This window comes from Paracoccus marcusii, assembly GCF_006151785.1.
GTDB classification, from domain to species: Bacteria; Pseudomonadota; Alphaproteobacteria; order Rhodobacterales; family Rhodobacteraceae; genus Paracoccus; species Paracoccus marcusii.
Genome location: NZ_VDDD01000020.1, coordinates 14,183 through 35,343 on the forward strand (window position 1 = coordinate 14,183; position 21,161 = coordinate 35,343).

Genomic DNA, 21,161 nt, shown 5'->3' on the forward strand with positions numbered 1-21,161 from the left:
GCCGGGCGCGGGGTGCAAAGATCACCGGTCGGCGATCAGATCTTGTCGCGCCCCGTGGCCACGATGCAGATCAACGAGATCACGGCGGCGCCCAGCAGATAGTATCCGACCTGCGCCATGCCATAGTTCATCTGCAGCCAGGTCGCCGCATAAGGCGCCAGCGACGCGCCGAAGATGCCGGCAAAGTTGAACGTCAGCGACGACCCGGTATAGCGGACCTGGGCCGGGAAGGGCGCGGCCAGCGCCGCCCCGATGACGCCATAGGTCAGGCCCATCAGCATCAGGCTGATCGTGACGAACAGATAGACGCTGGACTCGTTCTGGGCACTGCCCTGCATCAGCGACCCGAAGGACAGGGCAAAGGCCCCGATCAGGATGGTCACGATGATCAGGAAGCCATAGCGCCCGGTGCGATCCGCGATCTTGCCGGCAAAGGGGATCGTCAGGCCGAAGACGACCGATCCATAGATCTGGATCAGCAAGGCATCCTTGAACGGGATCCCCAGGACCTTAACGTTGTAGGACAACAGCCACGCCGTCGCCAGATAGAACAGCACGAAGGTCGCCAGCGCCGCGAAGGTGCCCAGGAAGACGCTCAGCTTGTGATGGCGGAACAGTTCGGCCAGGGGGACGGACACGCGCTTGTCCTTCTTCACGGCTTCGGCGAATTCGGGGGTCTCGGTGATGGACAGGCGGATCCACAGGCCGATCCCGACCAGCAGGATCGACGACAGGAACGGCAGCCGCCAGCCCCAGGCCAGCAGCTCGTCCTGGGTGATGAAGTGCAGCAGCACCCAGAAGAACCCCGACGACAGCAGAAGACCGACGGGCGCGCCCAGTTGCGGGAACATCCCGTACCAGCTGCGCTTGCCCTCGGGTGCGTTCTCGGTCGCCAGCAGCACGGCCCCGCCCCATTCGCCGCCCAGGCCGAAGCCCTGTCCGAACCGGCACAGCGCCAGCAGCAGCGGCGCCCAGACGCCGATCTGGTCATAGGTCGGCAGCAGGCCGATGGTGACGGTAGACACCCCCATCGTCAGAAGCGCGGCGACAAGCGTGGCCTTGCGCCCGATGCGGTCGCCGTAATGGCCAAAGACGATGGCCCCCAACGGCCGCGCAAAGAATGCGATCGAGAAGGTCGCAAAGGACGCCAGCAGCGCCGTGGTTGGGTCCGATCCCGGAAAGAACAGCGACGGAAAGATCAGCACCGCGGCCGTCGCATAGATGTAGAAGTCGAAGAATTCGATCGTCGTGCCGATGAGGCTGGCCGTCAGGACCTGGGCGGGCGAATTGGCGGGAACCGCGCCGGCGGGCGGGGCGGATGGTCGGGTGGATGTCATGGCGGGTCCATAGGGCGCATGATTTCAGAGGATCTCGGCCCGTGCGCTGCGACCGGCGCTGATGATGCAGCCCTGATGCGTCGGCCTGTACGGAGGAGGATCGTCGGATGGCCGTTCCGTCGTGAACGACCGGTGCCGACTTAACCGGACGACCGGCGGTGTCAAGTTTGCACATGTCGGGCGGCCCGCCCTTGCATGACGCTGCCCGGCGCGCTCAGGTGGGGCGGGGCGTCCCCCCGCAGGCGATGTCGATCACGGAAGGCCAGGCCATGTCGAATTTCTCCAGAACGCAACGCATCCGCAAGGAGGTCGTCTGGACCGATGGCGGCGTCGTCGCCGCGCAGCATCGCAAGGCGGCCGAGGTCGGCGCCGCGGTCCTGGCCGCCGGGGGCGACGCGATGGACGCGGCGGTCGCGATATCCTTCGCGGTGGGCGTGGTCGAGCCGTGGATGTCGGGTCCGATGGGCGGTGGCATGATGACCCTGTGGCGCGCGGGTGAACAGCGGGCCGAGACGATCGAGTTCGGGATGCGCGCACCCGCGGGCCTTGACGCAGCCGACTATCCGCTGGAGCCGGGGCGGCAGGCGGCGGACCTGTTTCCCTGGACGCGCGTCAGGGACGACCGCAACATCTATGGCGCGACCTCTGTCGCGGTGCCGGGCACGGTCGCCGGGATGGCGCTGGCCCATCGGCAGTACGGGACCCGCGACTGGGGCGATCTGCTGGCCCCCGCCGTGGCCTTGGCAGAGGAGGGGATGCTGCTCGACTGGTATTCGTCGCTGTTGATCGCGTCCGCGGCGCGCCAGCTGGCGCAGGACCCCGATGCGGCGGCGCTGTTCCTGGCGGACGGGCAATGGCCCGACATCGCCGGTTGGACCACGGCCTCGGCCGCGCGACTGGATCAGCGCGTCCATGCGGACACCCTGCGCCGGCTGGCCGAACATGGTGCCCGGGATTTTTATCACGGCGACATCGGCCGGATGCTGGTCGACGACGTCCGCGCCAAGGGCGGCTGCCTGTCGATGGAGGATCTGCGCAGCTATCAGGCAGAGGCCCGTGCGCCCCGGACGGTCCGCTATCGCGATGCCGTCATCCATGCGCCGTCGGGTCTGTCCGCGGGGGCGGAACTGGTCACGGCCCTGCAGCAGATGCAGGCGGCCTTCGATCCCGGTGATGCGCCGTCGGCGGCCAGCTATGCCGCGCTGGCGTCAGGCCTGGGCGATGCCTATCGCGACCGGCTGGCCCATGCGGGCGACACGGGGGAAAGCCCGCGCGCCCCGGCCTGCACCACCAGCTTCAGCGTCGTGGACCGGCACGGCAACATGGTGAACGTCACCCAGACCCTGCTGTCGATGTTCGGCAGCCATGTCGTGTCCGGGCAGACCGGGATGCTGTTGAACAACGGCATCATGTGGTTCGACCCCGAGCAGGGTCGACCGAATTCGCTGGCGCCGGGCAAGCGGTGCCTGATGAACGTCTGTCCCACCGTCGGGCAGGTGGGCGACCGGATGTTCGCCATCGGCGCGTCGGGCGGCCGCAAGATCCTGCCTGCGGTGGCCAACCTGGTCAGCTTCATGGCGGATTTTGGGATGGACCTGGAACAGGCGTTCCACACGCCGCGGATCGACGCCTCCGCCGCGACAGGCACGGTCATGGACGAGGATCTGCCGCAGGACGTGGCGCAGGCGCTGGCCGCCCTAGGCCCCGTGACGACCGCCCGGCGAACGGTCCATCCCTATGCCTTCGCCGTGCCCGCGGGCGTCATGCGCCAGGCGGGCCGGAACTGCGGCGCGACCGAGATCATGAGCCCCTGGGGCGACGCCGTCTGCGAAGCGGACGTGTGATCGCCAAGCGTCATCCGCAGGATCTGCGGGTGACGCAACAACCCTGCGGCGCGGGATCTGGGTGCATCTGTGGGTGAATGGTGCTGTGAAAGAGGATTGAACTCGGCGCATTTCGTTGCAGTATACTGTATTTGTTAATGAATTTAAGGGCGCTGACAAGCCTTGTATACCACCTCCGTGCCCTACCCGCCAGACTGAAGGAAACCAAGCAGCGCGCTGAAGGCATATGGTAGGAAGGCTTCGGAGGTGCAACGGAGGGCTTGTGCGGGTGACGTGAACTTACTCTAAATGTCCTGCTGTTGAGTTGGCGCGGCAGGGTCAACCAGGGACCTTACATCGACGGGCACATTCCGATGACCATAAAGGACCTGCAAGGCCGCGCGGCGCAGTTCGCGCATTTCGGTTTCATCAGTTGCCCATTGCTCTGGTGCATATGCTCCACGCAAGATGTCTAGTTGGCTGATGTTCGTTCCGACCACCTTGGACATGTCTGACAGGAGGAGGCCGATTGCGCTTTGAAATCGCTCAAATGTCAGACCCATAGTCTCTGGGTTTTTCCACCCTGCGTCTTCTGTCATGCGCATCACCTCACGGTAGCTTTCGCGAACCGCTTTGCTCTTGTGAAAGTAGATCGGAACCATGTTTAATGCGCCGACAAACTCCGGATTCAGTGGGTGACGACGAAGACGCATCATGCATCCGTAAACAGTCTGCCGCGCTTGCCTTTTTTCGCTGCGGCCTTGGTGCCAAAGGGTTACGGCCACCGCAAAGATCGGGCCGAAAAAAGTTGCAATCACTACTGCCCAGTCCACTGACGCCCAGTCCATGCGGCTCTCCTGCAATCCATTCTCGACTATTCTCTGCACATGAGCCTTTCAGCGCAAGGACGCTTGAAAAAAGACGACTTAAAGGCCGGAGCATCCACCCGCACGGAAACCGCCGTGAGACCATTCGGCTTTCCCGTTGGCGAGATGATCGCGTTCCCAGAGTTTGAACGCATCGGTGATTGAGAAGTCAGCTGGGGAGGGCGGCTGTTCGGGGAATGTGGGGGGGACCCAAGCGGGAAACCTCTCGGCCAGCGGGTCAGGGCGGAAGTCGCCTTCAGACCGGCGATGTTGGAAGTCAGCCCATTCTTTCGCAACCATATGCACCTGCCCGATGAACCGATGGCGGCTGTAATCGTCTGCGTTCAGCGCGGCCCGAAGAAGCAACCTGTCCGCGTCGTCGCCATACCACTTTGCCAATCCCTCGGGGGTGGCATCTGGCACAGCCGTCTTCTCCCGAAGGATCGCCCAAAGCTGGGTCTCTCCCGGCTCTTGTTCGACCATCGCGTCCAACTCACGCCGCCACTCGCCAGCAAGGGCTACAAGCTGGGCGAAGGGGATCATCGCCGGGCCGGAGCGCATTGCCTGCCACTCCCGTTGCAATTCTTCATAGCGAAGGGAAAATCGACGCTTGGCTTCTGCCGGGTCTTTCGTGCGGAGGGATTCTTTCAGGACCGGGCGGGCGCCAGCGCGCACCAGATCGGAAGGTGACCGGACTGTCAGATAGTAGATGCCGGTCTTCGGATGCTTAGTCGGACTGGGCATTCGGAGGGCCATGTATGCCACCTCTGTATACCACTGAGGGGGCTTCAAGCCTCTGAACTACCACAAGTTCTTGCATATACTCAAGAAAAATGGTGCTGTGAGAGAGGATTGAACTCTCGACCTCACCCTTACCAAGGGTGTGCTCTACCACTGAGCTACCACAGCAACGTGAGGGGGCGTTTAGACAAAGGTTTCGACCCCTGCAAGGGGGTCCGAACGATTTTTCGGGATTTTGGCGATTGATCGCGCGCGGCGTGTGCGTTTGCTGGACGTGCGGCCCGCGCGGCGCTAACAGGACTGCCATGACCGACCGACGCAATGACAAGCCAAGCCCCGACAGCCGCGAGGAACGCCTGCGACAGGCGCTGCGCGCGAATCTGACACGGCGCAAGGAACAGGCGCGGGCGCGGGCGGATCGGGACGACAACAAGACTGCCCCGGATGCGGGCGGCGAGACAGGCAAGGACAGCTGATGGACCAGATCATCGTCACGGGGAACGGCCCCCTTCACGGGGAAATCCCCATCGCGGGTGCCAAGAACGCCTGCCTGACGCTGATGCCCGCGACGCTGCTGACCGATCAGCCGCTGACGCTGACCAATGCGCCGCGCCTGTCCGACATTCGCACCATGACCGCACTGCTGGGCTCGCTTGGGGCCGAGGTCGCCAGCCTTCAGGAAGGCCAGGTTCTGGCGCTGTCCAGCCATGCGATGGCCAGCCACCGGGCGGAATACGACATCGTGCGCAAGATGCGTGCCTCGATCCTGGTGCTGGGGCCGATGCTGGCGCGGGACGGCGTGGCCGAGGTGTCGCTGCCCGGCGGCTGCGCGATCGGCGCGCGGCCCGTGGACCTGCACCTGCGCGCGCTGGAGGCGATGGGCGCGACGCTGGACCTGTGCGAGGGCTATGTCCACGCCAAGGCACCGGCGGGGGGCCTGAAGGGCGCGGTCTTCGAGTTCCCGGTCGTGTCGGTGGGCGCGACGGAAAACGCGCTGATGGCCGCCACGCTGGCGCGCGGCACGACCGTCTTGAAGAACGCCGCGCGCGAGCCCGAGATCGTCGATCTGGCCCGCTGCCTGCGCGCGATGGGCGCACAGATCGAGGGCGAGGGGACCGGGACCATCACCATCCAGGGTGTGCAGGCCCTGCATGGCGCGACGCATCCGGTGGTGACCGACCGGATCGAACTGGGCACCTATATGCTGGCGCCCGCCATGTGCGGTGGCGAAGTCGAGCTGCTGGGTGGCCGGATCGAGCTGCTGGCGGCCTTCTGCGAGAAGCTGGACGAGGCCGGGATCAGCGTCGAGGAGACCGAGCGCGGGCTCAAGGTCGCGCGCAGGAACGGCCGCGTGCGCGCTGTCGATGTTCGGACCGAGCCCTTCCCCGGTTTCCCCACCGACCTGCAGGCGCAGTTCATGGCCCTGATGTGCCTGGCCGAGGGCACGTCGGTGCTGGAGGAGACAATCTTCGAGAACCGCTTCATGCACGCGCCCGAACTGGCCCGCATGGGCGCGCAGATCGAGGTTCATGGCGGCCATGCGACCGTCACCGGGGTCGAGAAGCTGCGCGGGGCGCCGGTGATGGCCACCGACCTGCGCGCCTCGGTCAGCCTGATCCTGGCCGGGATGGCCGCGCAGGGGCAGACGACCGTCAGCCGCGTCTATCACCTGGATCGCGGTTACGAACATGTCGTGCGCAAGCTGCGCGGCGTGGGTGCCCATATCGAACGCGTCAAGGAGGAGTGATCCATGGCAGAGGATGCCCGTTTCGCCGATGCCGACCCCCGGCCGCTGGCCCTGAGGGCCGAGGACGAGGCCGACCTGCGCATCCTGTCTTCGCTGGTCCAGGATGCGGTGCTGACAGGCGCCGACATCAGTCATGATGCCAAGGCGCGGCGGCTGTCGCTGCTGATCACGCGCTTTCGGTGGGAGGATGCCGCGGACGCCCGGTTGCAGAACCGCGAATTCGAACGCGTGCGTTCGGTGCTGGTCATCAGCGACGTGATGCGCGTCGTCAGCGACGGCGTCGGGCACGACGGGGACACCGTCCTGTCGCTGCTGGCGATCCGCTGGCAGGCTGGAGAGGACGGGACAGGTCGCCTGTCGCTGGATTTCGCGGGGGACGGGACCATCCTGGCCGATGTGGAATGCATCAATCTGGACCTGCGCGACGTGACGCGCCCGCATCGGGCGGTGTCGGGCAAGGCACCGCGGCATCCTGACTAGGGCCGCTTCCGGGTCTTTGGGCAAGAACGAAGCCCGCGGCATCCTGTCCGCCCCCTGACGCTTGAGCCGGACGGGGGCGCAGGATAGGGGCGCGCGGGAACACGAAGGGAATGATGATGCCGGTCTTTCTGAACAGCACCGATGCCGATTTCGAACAGGGCTTCCGCGCGATGCTGGGTGCCAAGCGCGAGGATTCGTCGGACGTGAACGACGCGGTCACCGCCATCATCCGCGATGTCCGCGACCGCGGCGACGCGGCCCTGTGCGATCTGACGACCCGGTTCGACCGGCTGGACCTGACGCCTGCGACGCTGCGCTTCTCGCCCAAGGAGATCGCGGAGCAGGTGGCCCGCGTGACGCCCGAGGACCGCGCCGCCCTGGCCTTGGCGGCCGAGCGCATCCGCGCCTATCACGCCCGCCAGATGCCCGAGGATGCCAGTTGGACCGACCCCGAGGGTGCGACCCTTGGCTGGCGGTGGAGTGCCGTGTCGGCGGCAGGCCTCTATGTGCCGGGCGGGCAGGCGGCCTATCCCTCCAGCGTGCTGATGAACGCGATCCCGGCGCGTGTCGCGGGGGTGGAACGGCTGGTTATCTGCGTGCCGACGCCGGACGGGGTGATCAACCCGCTGGTCCTGCTGGCGGCGCAGCTGTCGGGGGTGGATGAGATCTATCGCATCGGGGGCGCGCAGGCGGTGGCGGCGATGGCTTACGGCACGGACACCATCGCGCCGGTCGACAAGATCACCGGTCCCGGCAACGCCTATGTCGCCGCGGCCAAGCGGCAGGTGTTCGGCCGCGTGGGCATCGACATGATTGCGGGCCCGTCCGAGGTTCTGGTCATCACGGACGCGGACCAGAACCCCGAATGGCTGGCTTGGGACCTGCTGGCGCAGGCCGAGCATGACGCGGATGCGCAGTCGATCCTGATCACCACCGACCCCGCCATGGCCCGAGCGGTCGCGACCGAGGTCGAGCGGATCATACCGACGCTGGATCGCGCGGCCATTGCGGGGGCCAGCTGGCGTGATTACGGCACGCTGATCGTCGTGGATGACCTGGATCAGGCCGCAGCCCTGTCGAACCGCATCGCGCCCGAGCATCTGGAACTGTGCGTGGCCGACCCCGAGGGGCTGGCGGCCAAATGCATCCACGCCGGCGCGATCTTTCTGGGCGCGCATACGCCCGAGGCGGTGGGCGACTATGTCAGCGGCCCGAATCACGTCCTGCCCACGGCACGGTCGGCGCGGTTCAGTTCCGGCCTGTCGGTGATGGATTTCCTCAAGCGCACGACCATGGCGCGGCTGACGCCGGGGGCATTGGCCGCGATCGGTCCCGCCGCGGTGCGTCTGGCCGCATCCGAGGGCTTGCAGGCGCATGGCGCTTCGGTTCAGGCTCGGCTCGGGACACTGAACGAAAGACCGCTGGAATGAGCCGCATCACCCGGATCGAGATTGACGACAGCGCCATCGCCCCGGCCACGCCGGAAATGGAGCAGGAGCGGCGCGTCGCCATCTTCGATCTGATCGAGGACAACAGCTTTGCCGTTCCCGGCCGCGACGGGGGTGCCGCGCCAGACGGGCCTTTCGTGCTGGAGCTGTGCATCCGCGAAGGGCGGCTGGTCTTCGACGTCACCGCCGAGGATGCGACCAAGGTGGCCGAGTTCCACCTGTCCCTTGGGCCGTTCCGGCAGGTGGTCAAGGACTATTTCCAGATCTGCCAAAGCTATTTCGACGCGGTCAAGCGCCTGCCCCCCGCCCAGATCGAGGTGATCGACATGGCCCGGCGCGGCATCCACAACGAAGGCGCGCGCACCCTGCAGGAGCGGCTGGAGGGCAAGGCCAGCCTGGACATCGACACCGCGCGCCGCCTGTTCACCCTGATCTGTGCGCTGATCCCGCAGGGCTGATCCGATGACGCAGGACAAGATCCCCTCATCGGTTCTGTTCTGCTGCGACCACAATTCCATCCGCTCGCCCATGGCCGAGGGGATGATGAAGAAGTTCTATGGTCGCGCGGCCTATGTCCAGTCGGCGGGCGTGAAGAACGACATGGAGGTCGACGGCTTCGCAATCGCCGTCTGCGACGAGATCGGCGTGCCGCTGGCCAACCACCGCAGCCGCAGCTTCGAGGAGATGCAGGACTGGGGCGACGACCTGGGCCAGTTCGACCTGATCGTGGCCCTGTCGCCGGCCAGCCAGCGGATGGCGCTGGAAATGACGCGTCATGCGCATCTGGACGTGGAATACTGGCCGATCATGGACCCGACCGGCCTTGCCGAAGGGCGCGAGGCGCGGCTGGCGGCCTATCGCCAGACCCGCGACCAGATCGAGACGCGGATGCGCGCCCGCTTCGGCCCGCCGCACGACCCCACCTAGCAGCGGACGTCCCGGTCCTGGCGCCAATGGGCGGGCACGTCCCAGATGGGGCGGGACATTTCGGCGATCACGTCGTCGCGGGTCAGCCCGATGTCGCGCAGCTGGTCGTCGGACAGACGCGACAGGTCGATCCGGGTGCGGCGTACATCGAACATGGTCAATACGCGTTCCACCCACCAAGGGCGGGGCAGGATGCCATGGCCGGTCACCACGCGCAGCAGGGCGTTCTTCTGGGTCATCGTTCAGCCTCCTTGATTGAATACATCATCAGCGATGATGGATATTGTTCCGATCATCTTTCCAGTTGATGAATATCGTCCGGGGGCGTATTTGTGAAACGAATGGTTTTGATGTGATCCATCAGGGAAAATGGATGATGCGCAATCTGGATATCGCGACGCTGCGGTCCTTGCAGGCGGTCGCCGAATACGGTGCCGTCACCCGGGCGGCCGAGGCGCTGAACATGACGCAAAGCGCCCTGTCGATGCAGATGAAGCGGCTGGAGGAGGTGTTCGGCCGTCCCATGCTGGCCAAGGTCGGCCGGGGGGTCATCCTGTCGGATTTCGCGCAGGACCTGTTGGGCGAAAGCCGCAAGCTGGTGGCGCTGAACGATGCGATCCTGTCGCGCTATACCGGGCTGCAGCCCGAACAGAAGCTGCGCGTGGGTCTCAGCAGCGACTGGCTGTTTGCCAAGGTCGCCCAGACCGTGCGCGCCTTTCGCAAGGATTACCCGCGGGTTGAATTGGTCATGCGCGACGCCCGGACCAAGGACCTGCGGGCGCAGATGCGGCGGGGCGAACACGACGTCATCCTGACCACCGAATTCGAGGCACCGGCGGGCGCGATCCATCTGGCCAAGGTCGATCTGGCCTGGGTCGGCGCGGTCGGCGGTAGCGCCTGGCAGGAGCGGCCGCTGGCCCTGGCGACATCGTCGCATTGCGCCTATTACCCGGCGGCCATCGCGGCGCTGGACGCGGCCGGGATCGCCTGGACCCACCCTGCCGGAGAGGGCGGGGACGAGAACTGGCACATCCTGGCCGCCGCCGATCTGGGCGTCACCGTGCGCCCCCGCGGCATTCCGCAGGCGGGGCTGGAGGATGTGGAACATGGCGGCGGGCTGCCGCCGCTGCCGCCGACCTGGTTGAACGTCTATGTGACGGACGGCCCGGCGCGGCGGACGGCCTCGGACTTCGCGGGCTATCTGCGCCGCGTCGTCTGTGAGGTCGCCGCCGCCGCCTGACGGATCAGACCACCACGCCCGCGCCTTCGGTCGCAGGCCCGGCATTGGCGCGGAAGGCCGCGAACAGCTCGCGTCCCAGGCCCTCGCGGCTGCCTTTGGGGTCGAAGACGGCGGCATCGCGGCTGTCGAAATCGGCCTCCAGGCATTCCAGCGTGCCGTTCGCCGCATCCAGCCGCACCCGGTCGCCGTCGCGCAGCCGCGCCAGCGGACCGCCCATCGCCGCTTCGGGCGAGACGTGGATCGCGGCAGGCACCTTGCCCGACGCGCCCGACATGCGCCCGTCGGTGACCAGCGCGACCTTGAGGCCGCGGTCTTGCAGGACCGCCAGCGTCGGGGTCAGCGAATGCAGTTCCGGCATGCCGTTGGCGCGCGGCCCCTGAAAGCGGACGACGACGATCGTGTCCTCGGTGAACTCGCCGGCGCGGAAGGCGGTCTTGACCGATTCCTGGTCCTGGAACACGCGGGCGCGGGCCTCGATCAGGTGGCGTTCGGGGGCGACGGCGCTGATCTTGATGACGCCGCGGCCCAGGTTGCCCTGCAGCTGCTTCAGCCCGCCCGTGGCTGCGAACGGATCGCTGGCGGGGCGCAGGATGCGGTCGTTCAGCGTGGTGCGCGCGCCGTCCTCCCACCGGATGGTGTCGCCGTCCAGCTTGGGTTCGCGGACATAGCTGTCCAGCCCCGACCCGGTGATCGTCTTGACGTCCGGATGCAGCAGGCCCGCCTCCAGCAGCTGCCCGATCATGTAGCCCAGGCCCCCCGCCGCGTGGAAATGGTTCACGTCGGCCAGCCCGTTGGGATAGACCCGCGCCATCAGCGGCACATTCTCCGACAGGTCGTGGAAATCGGCGATGTCGATGATGACGCCCGCAGCCCGCGCCATGGCGGGCAGGTGCAGGACCAGGTTCGTGGACCCGCCCGTGGCCATCAGGCCGACGATGCCGTTCACGAAGGCGCGTTCGTCCAGCACCTGACCGGCGGGAGTGTATTCGTTGCCCAGATTGGTGATCTGCGCCGCGCGCTGGACCGCGGCCACGGTCAGCGCCTCGCGCAGCGGCGTGTTCGGGTTCACGAAGCTTGAGCCAGGCAGGTGCAGGCCCATGAACTCCATCAGCATCTGGTTGGTGTTTGCGGTACCGTAGAAGGTGCAGGTGCCCGCCGAGTGATAGCTGGCCATCTCGGCCTTCATCAGCTCGTCGCGACCGACCTCTCCGGTGGCGAATTGCTGGCGGACCTTGGATTTCTCGTCATTGGGCAGGCCCGAGGGCATCGGACCCGCGGGGACGAAGACCGCCGGAATATGCCCGAAGGTCGCGGCCGAGATGATCAGCCCCGGCACGATCTTGTCGCAGACGCCCAGGTACAGCGCCGAATCAAAGCAGTCATGCGACAGGGCCACCCCGGCGGCCAGGGCGATCACGTCGCGCGAGAACAGCGACAGCTCCATCCCCGGGCGGCCTTGCGTCACGCCGTCGCACATGGCCGGGACGCCGCCCGCGACCTGCACCGTGGCCCCCGCCGCGCGGCCCGCGGCGCGGATCACGTCGGGATAGCGTTCAAAGGGCTGATGCGCTGACAGCATGTCGTTATAGGCCGTCACGATCCCGATATTGGGCTTTCGCGTCGTCGCCATGTCGACCTTGTCGTCCATCGCGGCATAGGCATGGGCCTGGTTGCCGCAGGACAGGTGCGCACGGGCCGGGCCGTCCTGCGCCGCACGGGCGATCTTGGCCAGGTAGGCGCTGCGGCTGTCATGGGACCGCTCGCGGATGCGGTCGGTGACGCGGTCGATCATGGCGTGAAGGGTCATGGGTGCCTCCTCTGGCTTTGCGGCACTATACGCCGTTAGCGTTAACGGTTCAACCATCGGCGGTGGCCAGCCTTGTGCGCGGGGGTGGGAAATGTCAGATCGACCGCAAAAGGAGTTTTGCCATGAGCGAACTGCACAGCGACGACCAGACCGCCGGCCATCCCAACGATCGTGCCGTGATCCGGTTGCGCCCGAAATCCAAGCCGCAGGCGATCCGCCACGGCTTCCCCTGGGTCTTTGCCGACGAGGCGGTGCTGGACCGCCGCACCAAGGCGCTGCCCCCCGGCGGCCTGGCCGTGCTGGAGGATGCCGAACGTCAGCTGCTGGCCCTGGTGACCGTGAACCCGGTCAGCAAGATCATCGCCCGCGTGATGGACACCGACCCGGGCGCGGTGATCGACGGCGCCTGGCTGCGCGCGCGCCTGACCCGCGCCCTGCAGATGCGCGAGCGGATCTATGACGAGCCTTTCTATCGTCTGGTCCATGCCGAGGCCGACGGCCTGCCGGGCCTGGTCATCGACCGCTTCGGCGACGCGGCCGTGATCCAGCCCAACGCGGCCTGGGCCGACGGCATGGCCGAGGACATCGCCGATGCGCTGATCGACGTCGCGGGCGTCTCCACGGTCGTCCTGAACGGGCAGGGCCGGTCGCGGGGCCTGGAAGGTCTGGCCGAGCGGCTGGAGGTCATCCGCGGCACCGCCCCATCCGGCCCGGTCCAGGTCCGCATGAACGGCGCGACCTATCTGGCCGACCTTCTGGGCGGGCAGAAGACGGGCCTGTTCTTCGATCAGCGCCCGAACCACGCCTTCGCACAGCGGCTGGTGGATGGCGGGTCGGTCCTGGACGTGTTCAGCCATGTGGGTGGTTTCGGCCTGGCGGCGCTGGCGGCGGGGGCCGACAGCGCGCTCTGCATCGACGGCAGCGCGCCTGCGCTGGAGCTGGCACGGGGCGGTGCAGCCGCCATGGGTGCCGCGGACCGGCTGGAGACGCAGCAGTCGGATGCCTTCGACGCGCTGGAGGCCCTAGCCGAACAGGGGCGGACCTTCGACGTGGTGGTCTGCGACCCGCCGGCCTTCGCGCCGTCGAAGCCCGCGCTGGAGAAGGGCCTGCGCGCCTATGAGCGGGTGGCCAAGATGGCCGCGCCGTTGGTCGCGCCGGGTGGCTATCTGGTCCTGTGCAGCTGTTCGCACGCCGCCGACCTGACCGCCTTCCGCAACGTCAGCGCGCGCGGCATCGGACGCGGCGGGCGGCGCGGGGTGTTGATCCACACGGGTCAGGCCGGGCCCGACCATCCGACCCTGCCGCAGCTGGCCGAGACGGGCTATCTCAAGGCGCTGTTCTTCCGGCTGGACTGATGCGCGCCGTCCTGGACGCCAATGTGCTGTTCCCCACCATCCTGCGCGAGATCCTGACCGATCTGGCGCAGGCGGGGGTTTACCACGCGCTTTGGTCGGACCGCATCCTGGAGGAATGGCACCGCGCCGCCGCCCGCATCGGTCCCGATGCCGAAAGCGTCGCGGGGGCCCAGATCGCGCTGCTGCGCCTGCGCTTTCCGCAGGCGGTGCAGCCCAATGACGGTCAGGCGGCGATCGACCTAGACTTTCCCGACCCCGGCGACCGCCATGTGGTCGAGGCCGCCCTGGCCGGGTGCGCATCCCTGATCGTCACCGCGAACCTGCGCGATTTTCCGCAGCGGATGATGGCCGTGCTGGGCCTGCGCGCCATCCATCCCGATGCGTTCCTGCTGGATCTACTGGCGCGCGACCGGCCCGCGGTCCTGTCCGCGCTGCAGGCCGCCCGCGACCGTGCGGAGGCGGCGGGCGGTGCCATGAGCATGGCCGAGATGCTGAAGCGCTGTCGGCTTCCGCGGCTGGCGCGTGCAGTGAAAGGTTGAACGGCATTGCTGTTATCGCTAACAAGGGGTAAGGCGAACGCCACCCAACAGGAGGACAGCATGGTCTCTCGTGTCATTCCGGTCGATGACTTCGACCTCGTGATCTTTGGCGCCACGGGCGATCTGGCCCATCGCAAGATCCTGCCCGGTCTCTACCGGCGCTTCAAGGCGGGACAGTTCCCGGCCACCAGCCAGATCATCGGCGCCGCGCGCACCGACCAGGACGACGACGCCTTCCGCGCCGAGGCGTCCAAGGCCATCTGCGAGTTCGCGGGCGCCAAGGCGGACGACCAGCAGCTGACCGAGTTCCTGGGCCTGCTGGGCTATGTCCCCATCGACGCCAAGGGCGAGGGCGGCTGGCAGGCGCTGAAGGACCGGATGCGCAAGGGCGCGGTCCATGCGTTCTATTTCTCGGTCGCGCCGGCGCTGTTCGGCGACATCGCCGAGCGTCTGGCGGGCCACGGCATCGCCGATGACGACAGCCGCATCGTGGTGGAAAAGCCCTTCGGCCGCGATCTGGCCAGCGCCAAGGCGCTGAACGCCACGCTGGCGCAGCATTTCAACGAACAGCAGATCTATCGGATCGACCATTACCTGGGCAAGGAAACCGTCCAGAACCTGATGGCGGTGCGCTTTGCCAACGTGCTGTTCGAACCGCTGTGGAACGCGCAATACGTGGACCACGTCCAGATTACCGTGGCCGAGACCGTGGGCGTGGCCGGACGCGGCAGCTATTACGACAAGTCCGGCGCGATCCGGGACATGGTCCAGAACCACATGATGCAGCTTCTGTGCCTGATCGCGATGGAGCCGCCCTATCACTTCGACCCCGACGCCGTGCGCGACGAAAAGCTGAAGGTGATCCGCGCGCTGGAGCCGTTGGAGCCCAAGGACATCGTCCGCGGCCAGTACCAGGGCGAGGGCAGCGACTATCTGACCGACGCCGAGGACCCCGATTCGCGGACCGAAAGCTATGTCGCGATGAAGGTTCGCATCTCCAACTGGCGCTGGCAGGGCACGCCCTTCTATCTGCGCACCGGAAAGAAGCTGCGCGCGCGGACCAGCGAGATCGCGATCACCTTCAAGGAACCGCCGCATTCGATCTTTGACGACAGCGGCCATCCCAAGGCCAACGAGCTGGTCATCCGCCTGCAGCCGAACGAGGGCATGAACCTCAAGGTGATGATCAAGGAGCCGGGGCCGGGCGGCATGCGCCTGGTGCAGGTGCCGCTGGATATGTCCTTTGCCGATGCCCTGGGGCCGGAGGGCGCGGACATGCCCGACGCCTACGAGCGGCTGATTATGGACGTGATCCGCGGCAACCAGACGCTGTTCATGCGCGGTGACGAGGTCGAGGCGGCCTGGGCCTGGACCGACCCGATCATCAAGTCCTGGGAGGAGGGCAAGCGCCGGCCCGAACCCTATGACAGCGGATCCTCGGGGCCCGAGGAGGCGTTGCGCCTGATGCACCGCGACAACCGTCGCTGGAGGGAGATCAGGGCATGAGCATGGATTTCAAGGAATACCCCGACCGCGAGATGCTGGCCCTGTCGGTCGCGGACCGCATCGCCTCGCAGCTGGCGCAGCATCTGCGTGGCAATGACCGCGCCACTCTGTGCGTGCCGGGCGGCACCTCTCCGGCGCCCGTGTTCGAGACGCTGTCGGGCACCGATCTGGACTGGTCCCGCGTCACCGTCGTCCTGGGCGACGAACGGTGGGTGGACGGCGATCACAAGCGGTCGAACTCTCGCCTGCTGCGGCGCCACCTGCTCAAGGACAAGGCGGCCGCGGCCGAGTATATCGACCTCTATACCGGCGACGCCTCGCCCGATTTGGCGACCGATGGCTTGGCAGAGCAGCTGGCGCCGACGCTGCCGTTGACGGTGGTTCTGCTGGGCATGGGCAACGACATGCACACCGCCAGCCTGTTCCCCGGCGCCGATCACCTGGAGGCCGCGATGGCCGCAGGCGCGCCTCCCGTCATGGCCATCCGCGCCGATGGCGCCGAGGAGCCGCGCATCACCCTGACGCGACCGGTCCTGGCCGACGCGCTGAACATCCACGTCCTGATCATGGGCCCCGAAAAGCGCGAAGCGCTGGAGCGCGCGCAGAAGTCGGACCCGATGCAGGCGCCGATCCGCGCCTTTCTTGACCAGGCCACCGTCCATTGGGCCGAATGAGGAACTGACATGACCGCACTTTGGAACCGCCTCAAGGATCATCGCAAGGCCCAGGGGTCGGGACGGATCGAGGCGCTGTTCAACGCCGACCGCGCCACCGATTACCGGGTGCAGGCGGACGGACTGACCTTCGACTATTCCAAGACGATGATCGACGCGGGCGCGCGTAATCTGCTGCTGGAACTGGCGGCCCCCGTGGCGGCCCGCCGCGACGCGATGTTCGCGGGCGAGAAGATCAACGAAACCGAAGGCCGCGCCGTCCTGCACACCGCGCTGCGCAACCTGCAGGGCAGCGTCACCGTCGACGGCCAGGACGTCATGCCCGCCGTGCGCGAGACGCATCAGCGCATGACCCGCTTTGCGACCCAGGTCCGCGACGGCGGATTTGCGGGGCAGGGCGGTCGCATCACCGACGTGGTCAATATCGGCATCGGCGGGTCGGACCTTGGCCCGGCCATGGCGGTGCTGGCGCTGGCGCCCTATCACGACGGGCCGCGCACGCATTTCGTCAGCAACGTGGACGGTGCCGACATCGCCGACACGCTGAAGGGGCTGGACCCGGCCACGACGCTGGTGATCGTCGCCTCCAAGACCTTCACCACCATCGAGACGATGACCAACGCCCAGACGGCTCGCAACTGGATGGCCGCCTCGGTCACCGATCCGGGCGCACAGTTTGTGGCCTTGTCCACCGCCGCCGCCAAGGCCGCCGATTTCGGAATCGCCGAAGACCGTGTCTTCGGCTTCGAGGATTGGGTCGGCGGACGCTATTCCGTCTGGGGCCCGATCGGGCTGTCCCTGATGCTGGCCGTGGGGCCGCAGGCGTTCGACCAGTTCCTGGCCGGCGGCGCGGCGATGGACGCGCATTTCCGCACGGCCGAACCGGCGCAGAACCTGCCGGTGATGCTGGCCCTGACGGGCATCTGGCATCACCAGATCTGCGGCTATCCGACCCGCGCGGTGCTGCCTTATGACAACCGCCTGATGCGCCTGCCCGCCTATCTGCAGCAACTGGAGATGGAATCGAACGGCAAGCGCGTGGCCATGGACGGCAGCGATCTGGAGGTCGTGTCGGGCCCCGTCGTCTGGGGCGAACCCGGCACGAACGGCCAGCACGCCTTCTATCAGCTGATCCACCAAGGCACGATGCCCGTCCCCTGCGAGTTCATCCTTGCCGCGCGCGGGCACGAGCCGGACCTGACGCATCACCACATCCTGCTGGCCGCCAACTGCCTGGCGCAGTCCGAGGCGCTGATGCGGGGCCGGTCGCTGGATGAGGCGCGCGCCCTGATGCAGGCCAAGGGCCTTGAGGGTGCCGAACTGGACCGTCAGGCCCGCCATCGCGTGTTCCCCGGCAACCGGCCCTCGACCACGCTGCTGATGGAGCAGCTGACCCCCTTCGCCTTGGGCCAGATCGTCGCGCTGTACGAACAGCGTGTCTTCGTCGAGGGCGTGATCCTGGGCATCAACAGCTTTGACCAGTGGGGGGTCGAGCTGGGCAAGGAACTGGCCCTCAAGGTCGAACCGCTGCTGAAGGGAGAGGCCGCGCCCGGCCACGACCCCTCGACCGAGAGGCTGGCGGGGCTGATCCGGCAGATGCGCGGCTGACGCGCGCCCGAACCGTGGGACATCAAAGCCGCCCCGATCCGTCGGGGCGGCTTTTCCTTGGCGCCGCAAGCGGGTAGGGTCCGCCCGGCACAGCGAAAGGTCGGATCATGGCGTTCTTTACCAAACTGCGAGAGCGGCTGACGCGGTCCTCCTCCAAGATCGGGGCGGGGCTGGACGATATCGTCGGAGAGACCGCGACGGCCCCCGTCGCCCCTGCCGCGGCGCCCGAACCGTCGGGGCTGGTCGGACGTCTGTTCGGCCGCGCCGAGGCGCAGGTCGAGGAGCCTCGCCGCGCCCTGGACGACGAGATGCTGGAGGAACTGGAGGACATGCTGGTCCAGGCCGATCTGGGCGTCGAGACGGCCCTGCGCGTCACAGCCAACATCGCCGAGGGGCGCATGGGCCGGCGCATCTCCTCGACCGAGCTGAAGCAGCTTCTTGCGGCCGAGATCGGGCGCATCATGGCTCCGGTCGCGCGCCCCTTGCCGATCTATCCGAAGAAGCCGCAGGTGGTGCTGGTCGTGGGCGTCAACGGCGCGGGCAAGACGACCACCATCGGCAAGCTGGCCAGCCAGTTCCGCGCCGCGGGCAAGTCGGTGGTGATCGCCGCGGGCGACACGTTCCGCGCCGCGGCGGTCGAACAGCTGCAGGTCTGGGGTCAGCGGGCCGGCGTGCCGGTGATGGTCGCGCCGCAGGGCAGCGACCCGGCCAGCCTGGCATGGGACGCGATGGTCCGGGCCGAGGCCGAGGGCGCCGACCTGCTGATGATCGACACCGCCGGCCGCCTGCAGAACCGCCAGGACCTGATGGAGGAGCTGGCCAAGATCGTCCGCGTGATCCGAAAGAAGGACCCCGACGCGCCGCACAACACCCTGCTGGTGCTGGACGCTACCACCGGCCAGAACGCCCTGAGCCAAGTCGAGACCTTCCGCAAGCTGGCCAATATCTCGGGACTGGTGATGACCAAGCTTGACGGCACGGCGCGCGGCGGCGTGCTGGTGGCCTTGGCCGACCGCTTCGGCCTGCCGATCCACGCGATCGGCGTGGGCGAACAGATCGACGACCTGGACGCCTTTGATGCGGACGAATTCGCCCGCGCCCTGGTCGGTCTCTAGGCGTCCAGCAGCGCCTTGCGGTTGCGGTCGTGCCGCTGCACCAGGCGCCGGGCATGGCGACCCGACAGCAGCGGCCGCGCGGGCGTCAGTGCGCGTCCCGCCGTCAGCTGCCTGATCCGCCGGGCGTTCTGCGCCCCAAGGGCGCGCAGGGCGACGGGACCGGGCAGCAGGCTTTCCGCCCATGCGCCCTCGGCCACCAGCACCTGATGATCGGCCAGCAGCACGTGCCAATAGGTGACGTCGCAACGCTCGCCCTGCACCGTGATGCCCGGCAGGCCCACCAGATGACGCGCCGCGACCAGAACCTCCGCCTCGCCGGTCATGCGCTCGGCGATGGGAGAGCGGATCATCAGCCGATGCTGGGGCGACACGACCAGATCGCGCCCGGGCTGGCCGGGGCCCAGGGCATGGGCCGCGATCCGGATTGGCCGATGGTCGGGGCGCTGGTCCAGATCGCGGGCCTGCATCCGGCGATGACCGATCCACAGGACCGGCTGATATCCGTGGTCCATCGTCCGCAAAAGCGTGCCGGGACGCAGGTCCTGGACCCTGCACGGCCCGGATGCCGTCTGGATCAGCGTGTCCTGCGCAAAACAGGCCGAAGCCGTGGGGGCAGGCCAGGGCTGGGCGTCGTCACCCGGCCCGAAGCTGCGAACGCCTGCATAAGTATAGCGCGCCCCTGGGTCGAAGACCGGCTCGATCCCGTTGTCATCGGGAATGGGGAAGATCAGAAGCGACTGGCGGCCCCCGAATTCGATGCCGGCGCCATAATGCTCGTAGCTGCGCGGATACATGACGACATAGCTGTCTTCCGCGTCAGAGGTGATGATCGAGGCGACGAAGTTCGACATCTGCGTTCCCGCAGGGGTGATCTTTGCATTGTCCCCATGACCAAAGACCGCGTCATGAACCAGAAGCTGGTCCGTCTCATCGTATGTATAGGTGCCGCTGCGGAACGCGTCGTCGTCATCGCTGATCACGATCGTGCTGAGGACCGGGTCATTCATCACGATCGGCGCGCCGTTCGACCACGGGGCGTCGGCCAGCAAGCCGATGCCGCCTGCCGGGATGACATTGCTGATCGTCAGGACCGTGATCGTATGTTCCATGGAAAACCCTTGTGCTGCCGGTCGAACGGACCCGGCAGTCACATGTCACCGGGCAGTACCGGACCCTAGGGCGACAATGGTTAACGCTTGGTTAACCGATTCAGGAAAAGTTAACGATTTCCGCAGCTCAGGCCGGGATCGACGCCGAGGTGCCGCGTTCCCGATAGGGCGTGCTGCCATATTGCGCACGATAGCATTTCGAGAAATGCGACGGGCTGGAAAACCCGGACGCCAGGGCGATCTCGATGATCGACATCTCGGTCTGCATCAGCAGGTTGCGGGCGCGGGAAAGTCGGGTTTCCATGTAGTACCGCTTGGGGCTGCGGTTCAGATAGCGGCGGAACAGGCGTTCCAGCTGCCGGGTGGACATGCCCGCGTCCAGCGCCAGCTGGGCAGGGCTGACCGGGTCCTCCAGGTTCGCCTCCATCCGGGCGATGACGGCGGCCAGGCGCGGATGGCGCACGCCGATGCGGGTGGGGATCGACAGGCGCTGGCTGTCCTGGTCGGTTCGGATCGCGGTGTGCAGCATCTGGTCGGCCACGTCCGCGGCCAGCGCGTCCCCCTGCGCCAGCGCGATCAGGTGCAGCATCAGGTCGATCGAACTGGTCCCGCCCGCCGCGGTCAGCCGGTTGCCGTCATGGACGAAGACCGACCGGAACAGGTCGACCTCGGGGAAGGCCTCGGCCAGGCCGTCGTGGTTCTCCCAGTGGATGGTGGCCTTGCGGCCGTCCAGCAACCCGGCCTCGGCCAGGATCCAGGTGCCGGTGCAGACCGCCCCCATCGCCGCGCCGCCGCGCGCCTGCCGGCGCAGCCAGGCCAGCACCGGGCGCGTCGCCTCG

The 21,161-nt window shown here is 67.2% G+C and carries 21 protein-coding genes and 1 tRNA gene; 14 read left to right on the plus strand and 8 right to left on the minus strand.

Annotated elements, in window-relative coordinates:
* Positions 1–35: 35 nt before the first annotated feature.
* Positions 36–1,337, minus strand: a complete 1,302-nt coding sequence (locus FHD68_RS05180; protein ID WP_127898236.1) for an MFS transporter — start codon at positions 1,335–1,337, stop codon at positions 36–38.
* A gap of 191 nt (positions 1,338–1,528) precedes the next feature.
* Here FHD68_RS05180 and FHD68_RS05185 point away from each other — a divergent pair, with 191 nt between their 5' ends.
* Positions 1,529–3,181, plus strand: a complete 1,653-nt coding sequence (locus tag FHD68_RS05185; protein ID WP_341872749.1) for a gamma-glutamyltransferase — start codon at positions 1,529–1,531, stop codon at positions 3,179–3,181.
* A 284-nt stretch (positions 3,182–3,465) separates the two neighbouring features.
* Here FHD68_RS05185 and FHD68_RS05190 read toward each other — a convergent pair whose 3' ends face one another.
* From FHD68_RS05190 to FHD68_RS05200, 3 genes are all read right to left on the minus strand, one after another.
* A complete protein-coding gene (locus FHD68_RS05190; protein ID WP_127898238.1) occupies positions 3,466–4,008 on the minus strand; it encodes a DUF6680 family protein in 543 nt (180 codons plus the stop codon).
* Positions 4,009–4,086: 78 nt separating this feature from the next.
* On the minus strand, positions 4,087–4,770 hold the full coding sequence (locus FHD68_RS05195) for a DUF6538 domain-containing protein (RefSeq protein WP_139085330.1): 684 nt from the start codon (positions 4,768–4,770) through the stop codon (positions 4,087–4,089).
* A 90-nt stretch (positions 4,771–4,860) separates the two neighbouring features.
* Positions 4,861–4,935: transfer RNA gene (locus tag FHD68_RS05200), tRNA-Thr, on the minus strand.
* 137 nt (positions 4,936–5,072) lie between these two features.
* Between FHD68_RS05200 and FHD68_RS18935 the strand changes: the two genes are divergently transcribed.
* The 6 genes from FHD68_RS18935 (at position 5,073) to FHD68_RS05225 (ending at position 9,369) form a co-directional block, all read left to right on the plus strand.
* On the plus strand, positions 5,073–5,243 hold the full coding sequence (locus FHD68_RS18935) for a hypothetical protein (protein WP_164871412.1): 171 nt from the start codon (positions 5,073–5,075) through the stop codon (positions 5,241–5,243).
* Positions 5,243–6,514, plus strand: a complete 1,272-nt coding sequence (gene murA / locus FHD68_RS05205; protein WP_127898240.1) for a UDP-N-acetylglucosamine 1-carboxyvinyltransferase — start codon at positions 5,243–5,245, stop codon at positions 6,512–6,514. Before FHD68_RS18935 ends, murA begins: the two co-directional genes overlap by 1 nt.
* A 3-nt stretch (positions 6,515–6,517) precedes the next feature.
* Positions 6,518–6,994, plus strand: coding sequence for a DUF2948 family protein (locus FHD68_RS05210; RefSeq protein ID WP_045999462.1), 477 nt, complete (start codon positions 6,518–6,520; stop codon positions 6,992–6,994).
* 116 nt (positions 6,995–7,110) lie between these two features.
* Positions 7,111–8,424 carry a histidinol dehydrogenase gene (hisD, locus tag FHD68_RS05215; RefSeq protein WP_127898241.1) on the plus strand — a complete coding sequence of 438 codons (1,314 nt, stop codon included), beginning with the start codon at positions 7,111–7,113 and terminating at the stop codon, positions 8,422–8,424.
* Positions 8,421–8,900, plus strand: coding sequence for a UPF0262 family protein (locus tag FHD68_RS05220; RefSeq protein ID WP_139085332.1), 480 nt, complete (start codon positions 8,421–8,423; stop codon positions 8,898–8,900). The genes hisD and FHD68_RS05220 overlap by 4 nt, the downstream gene beginning before the upstream one ends.
* 4 nt (positions 8,901–8,904) lie before the next feature.
* Positions 8,905–9,369, plus strand: coding sequence for an arsenate-mycothiol transferase ArsC (locus tag FHD68_RS05225; RefSeq protein ID WP_127898243.1), 465 nt, complete (start codon positions 8,905–8,907; stop codon positions 9,367–9,369).
* On the opposite strand, the gene FHD68_RS05230 is transcribed toward FHD68_RS05225, so the two are convergent.
* Complete coding sequence (locus FHD68_RS05230) at positions 9,366–9,608, minus strand: DUF1127 domain-containing protein (RefSeq protein WP_127898244.1); 243 nt, start codon at positions 9,606–9,608, stop codon at positions 9,366–9,368. The two genes, FHD68_RS05225 and FHD68_RS05230, sit on opposite strands and share 4 nt — an antisense overlap.
* 137 nt (positions 9,609–9,745) lie before the next feature.
* On the opposite strand from FHD68_RS05230, the gene FHD68_RS05235 reads away from it, so the two are divergent.
* Complete coding sequence (locus FHD68_RS05235) at positions 9,746–10,609, plus strand: LysR family transcriptional regulator (RefSeq protein ID WP_167550368.1); 864 nt, start codon at positions 9,746–9,748, stop codon at positions 10,607–10,609.
* A gap of 4 nt (positions 10,610–10,613) precedes the next feature.
* Here the strand turns inward: FHD68_RS05235 and edd are convergent, their stop codons facing one another.
* Complete coding sequence (edd, locus tag FHD68_RS05240) at positions 10,614–12,416, minus strand: phosphogluconate dehydratase (protein WP_127898246.1); 1,803 nt, start codon at positions 12,414–12,416, stop codon at positions 10,614–10,616.
* Between the two features lie 122 nt (positions 12,417–12,538).
* Here edd and FHD68_RS05245 point away from each other — a divergent pair, with 122 nt between their 5' ends.
* The 6 genes from FHD68_RS05245 to ftsY all read left to right on the plus strand — a co-directional run bounded on the left by FHD68_RS05245 (position 12,539) and on the right by ftsY (position 19,213).
* Positions 12,539–13,771 carry an RSP_2647 family RNA methyltransferase gene (locus tag FHD68_RS05245; RefSeq protein ID WP_127898247.1) on the plus strand — a complete coding sequence of 411 codons (1,233 nt, stop codon included), beginning with the start codon at positions 12,539–12,541 and terminating at the stop codon, positions 13,769–13,771.
* Complete coding sequence (locus FHD68_RS05250) at positions 13,771–14,310, plus strand: RSP_2648 family PIN domain-containing protein (protein ID WP_127898248.1); 540 nt, start codon at positions 13,771–13,773, stop codon at positions 14,308–14,310. Before FHD68_RS05245 ends, FHD68_RS05250 begins: the two co-directional genes overlap by 1 nt.
* 60 nt (positions 14,311–14,370) lie before the next feature.
* The gene (gene zwf, locus FHD68_RS05255) at positions 14,371–15,816 is read left to right on the plus strand and encodes a glucose-6-phosphate dehydrogenase (RefSeq protein WP_127898249.1); all 1,446 of its coding nucleotides are present in this window, start codon (positions 14,371–14,373) and stop codon (positions 15,814–15,816) included.
* Positions 15,817–15,818: 2 nt separating this feature from the next.
* Entirely contained in the window at positions 15,819–16,490 is a 672-nt protein-coding gene (gene pgl / locus FHD68_RS05260) for a 6-phosphogluconolactonase (protein WP_205963213.1), read from the plus strand.
* 9 nt (positions 16,491–16,499) lie between these two features.
* Positions 16,500–18,098, plus strand: coding sequence for a glucose-6-phosphate isomerase (gene pgi / locus FHD68_RS05265; RefSeq protein ID WP_127898251.1), 1,599 nt, complete (start codon positions 16,500–16,502; stop codon positions 18,096–18,098).
* Between the two features lie 107 nt (positions 18,099–18,205).
* A complete protein-coding gene (ftsY, locus tag FHD68_RS05270; RefSeq protein WP_127898252.1) occupies positions 18,206–19,213 on the plus strand; it encodes a signal recognition particle-docking protein FtsY in 1,008 nt (335 codons plus the stop codon).
* On the opposite strand, the gene FHD68_RS05275 is transcribed toward ftsY, so the two are convergent.
* Both FHD68_RS05275 and FHD68_RS05280 read right to left on the minus strand, forming a co-directional pair.
* On the minus strand, positions 19,210–20,322 hold the full coding sequence (locus FHD68_RS05275) for a Hint domain-containing protein (protein WP_127898253.1): 1,113 nt from the start codon (positions 20,320–20,322) through the stop codon (positions 19,210–19,212). The genes ftsY and FHD68_RS05275 overlap by 4 nt on opposite strands.
* Positions 20,323–20,449: 127 nt before the next feature.
* A partial coding sequence (locus tag FHD68_RS05280; protein ID WP_139085336.1) for a GlxA family transcriptional regulator occupies positions 20,450–21,161 on the minus strand: 712 nt, incomplete at its 5' end.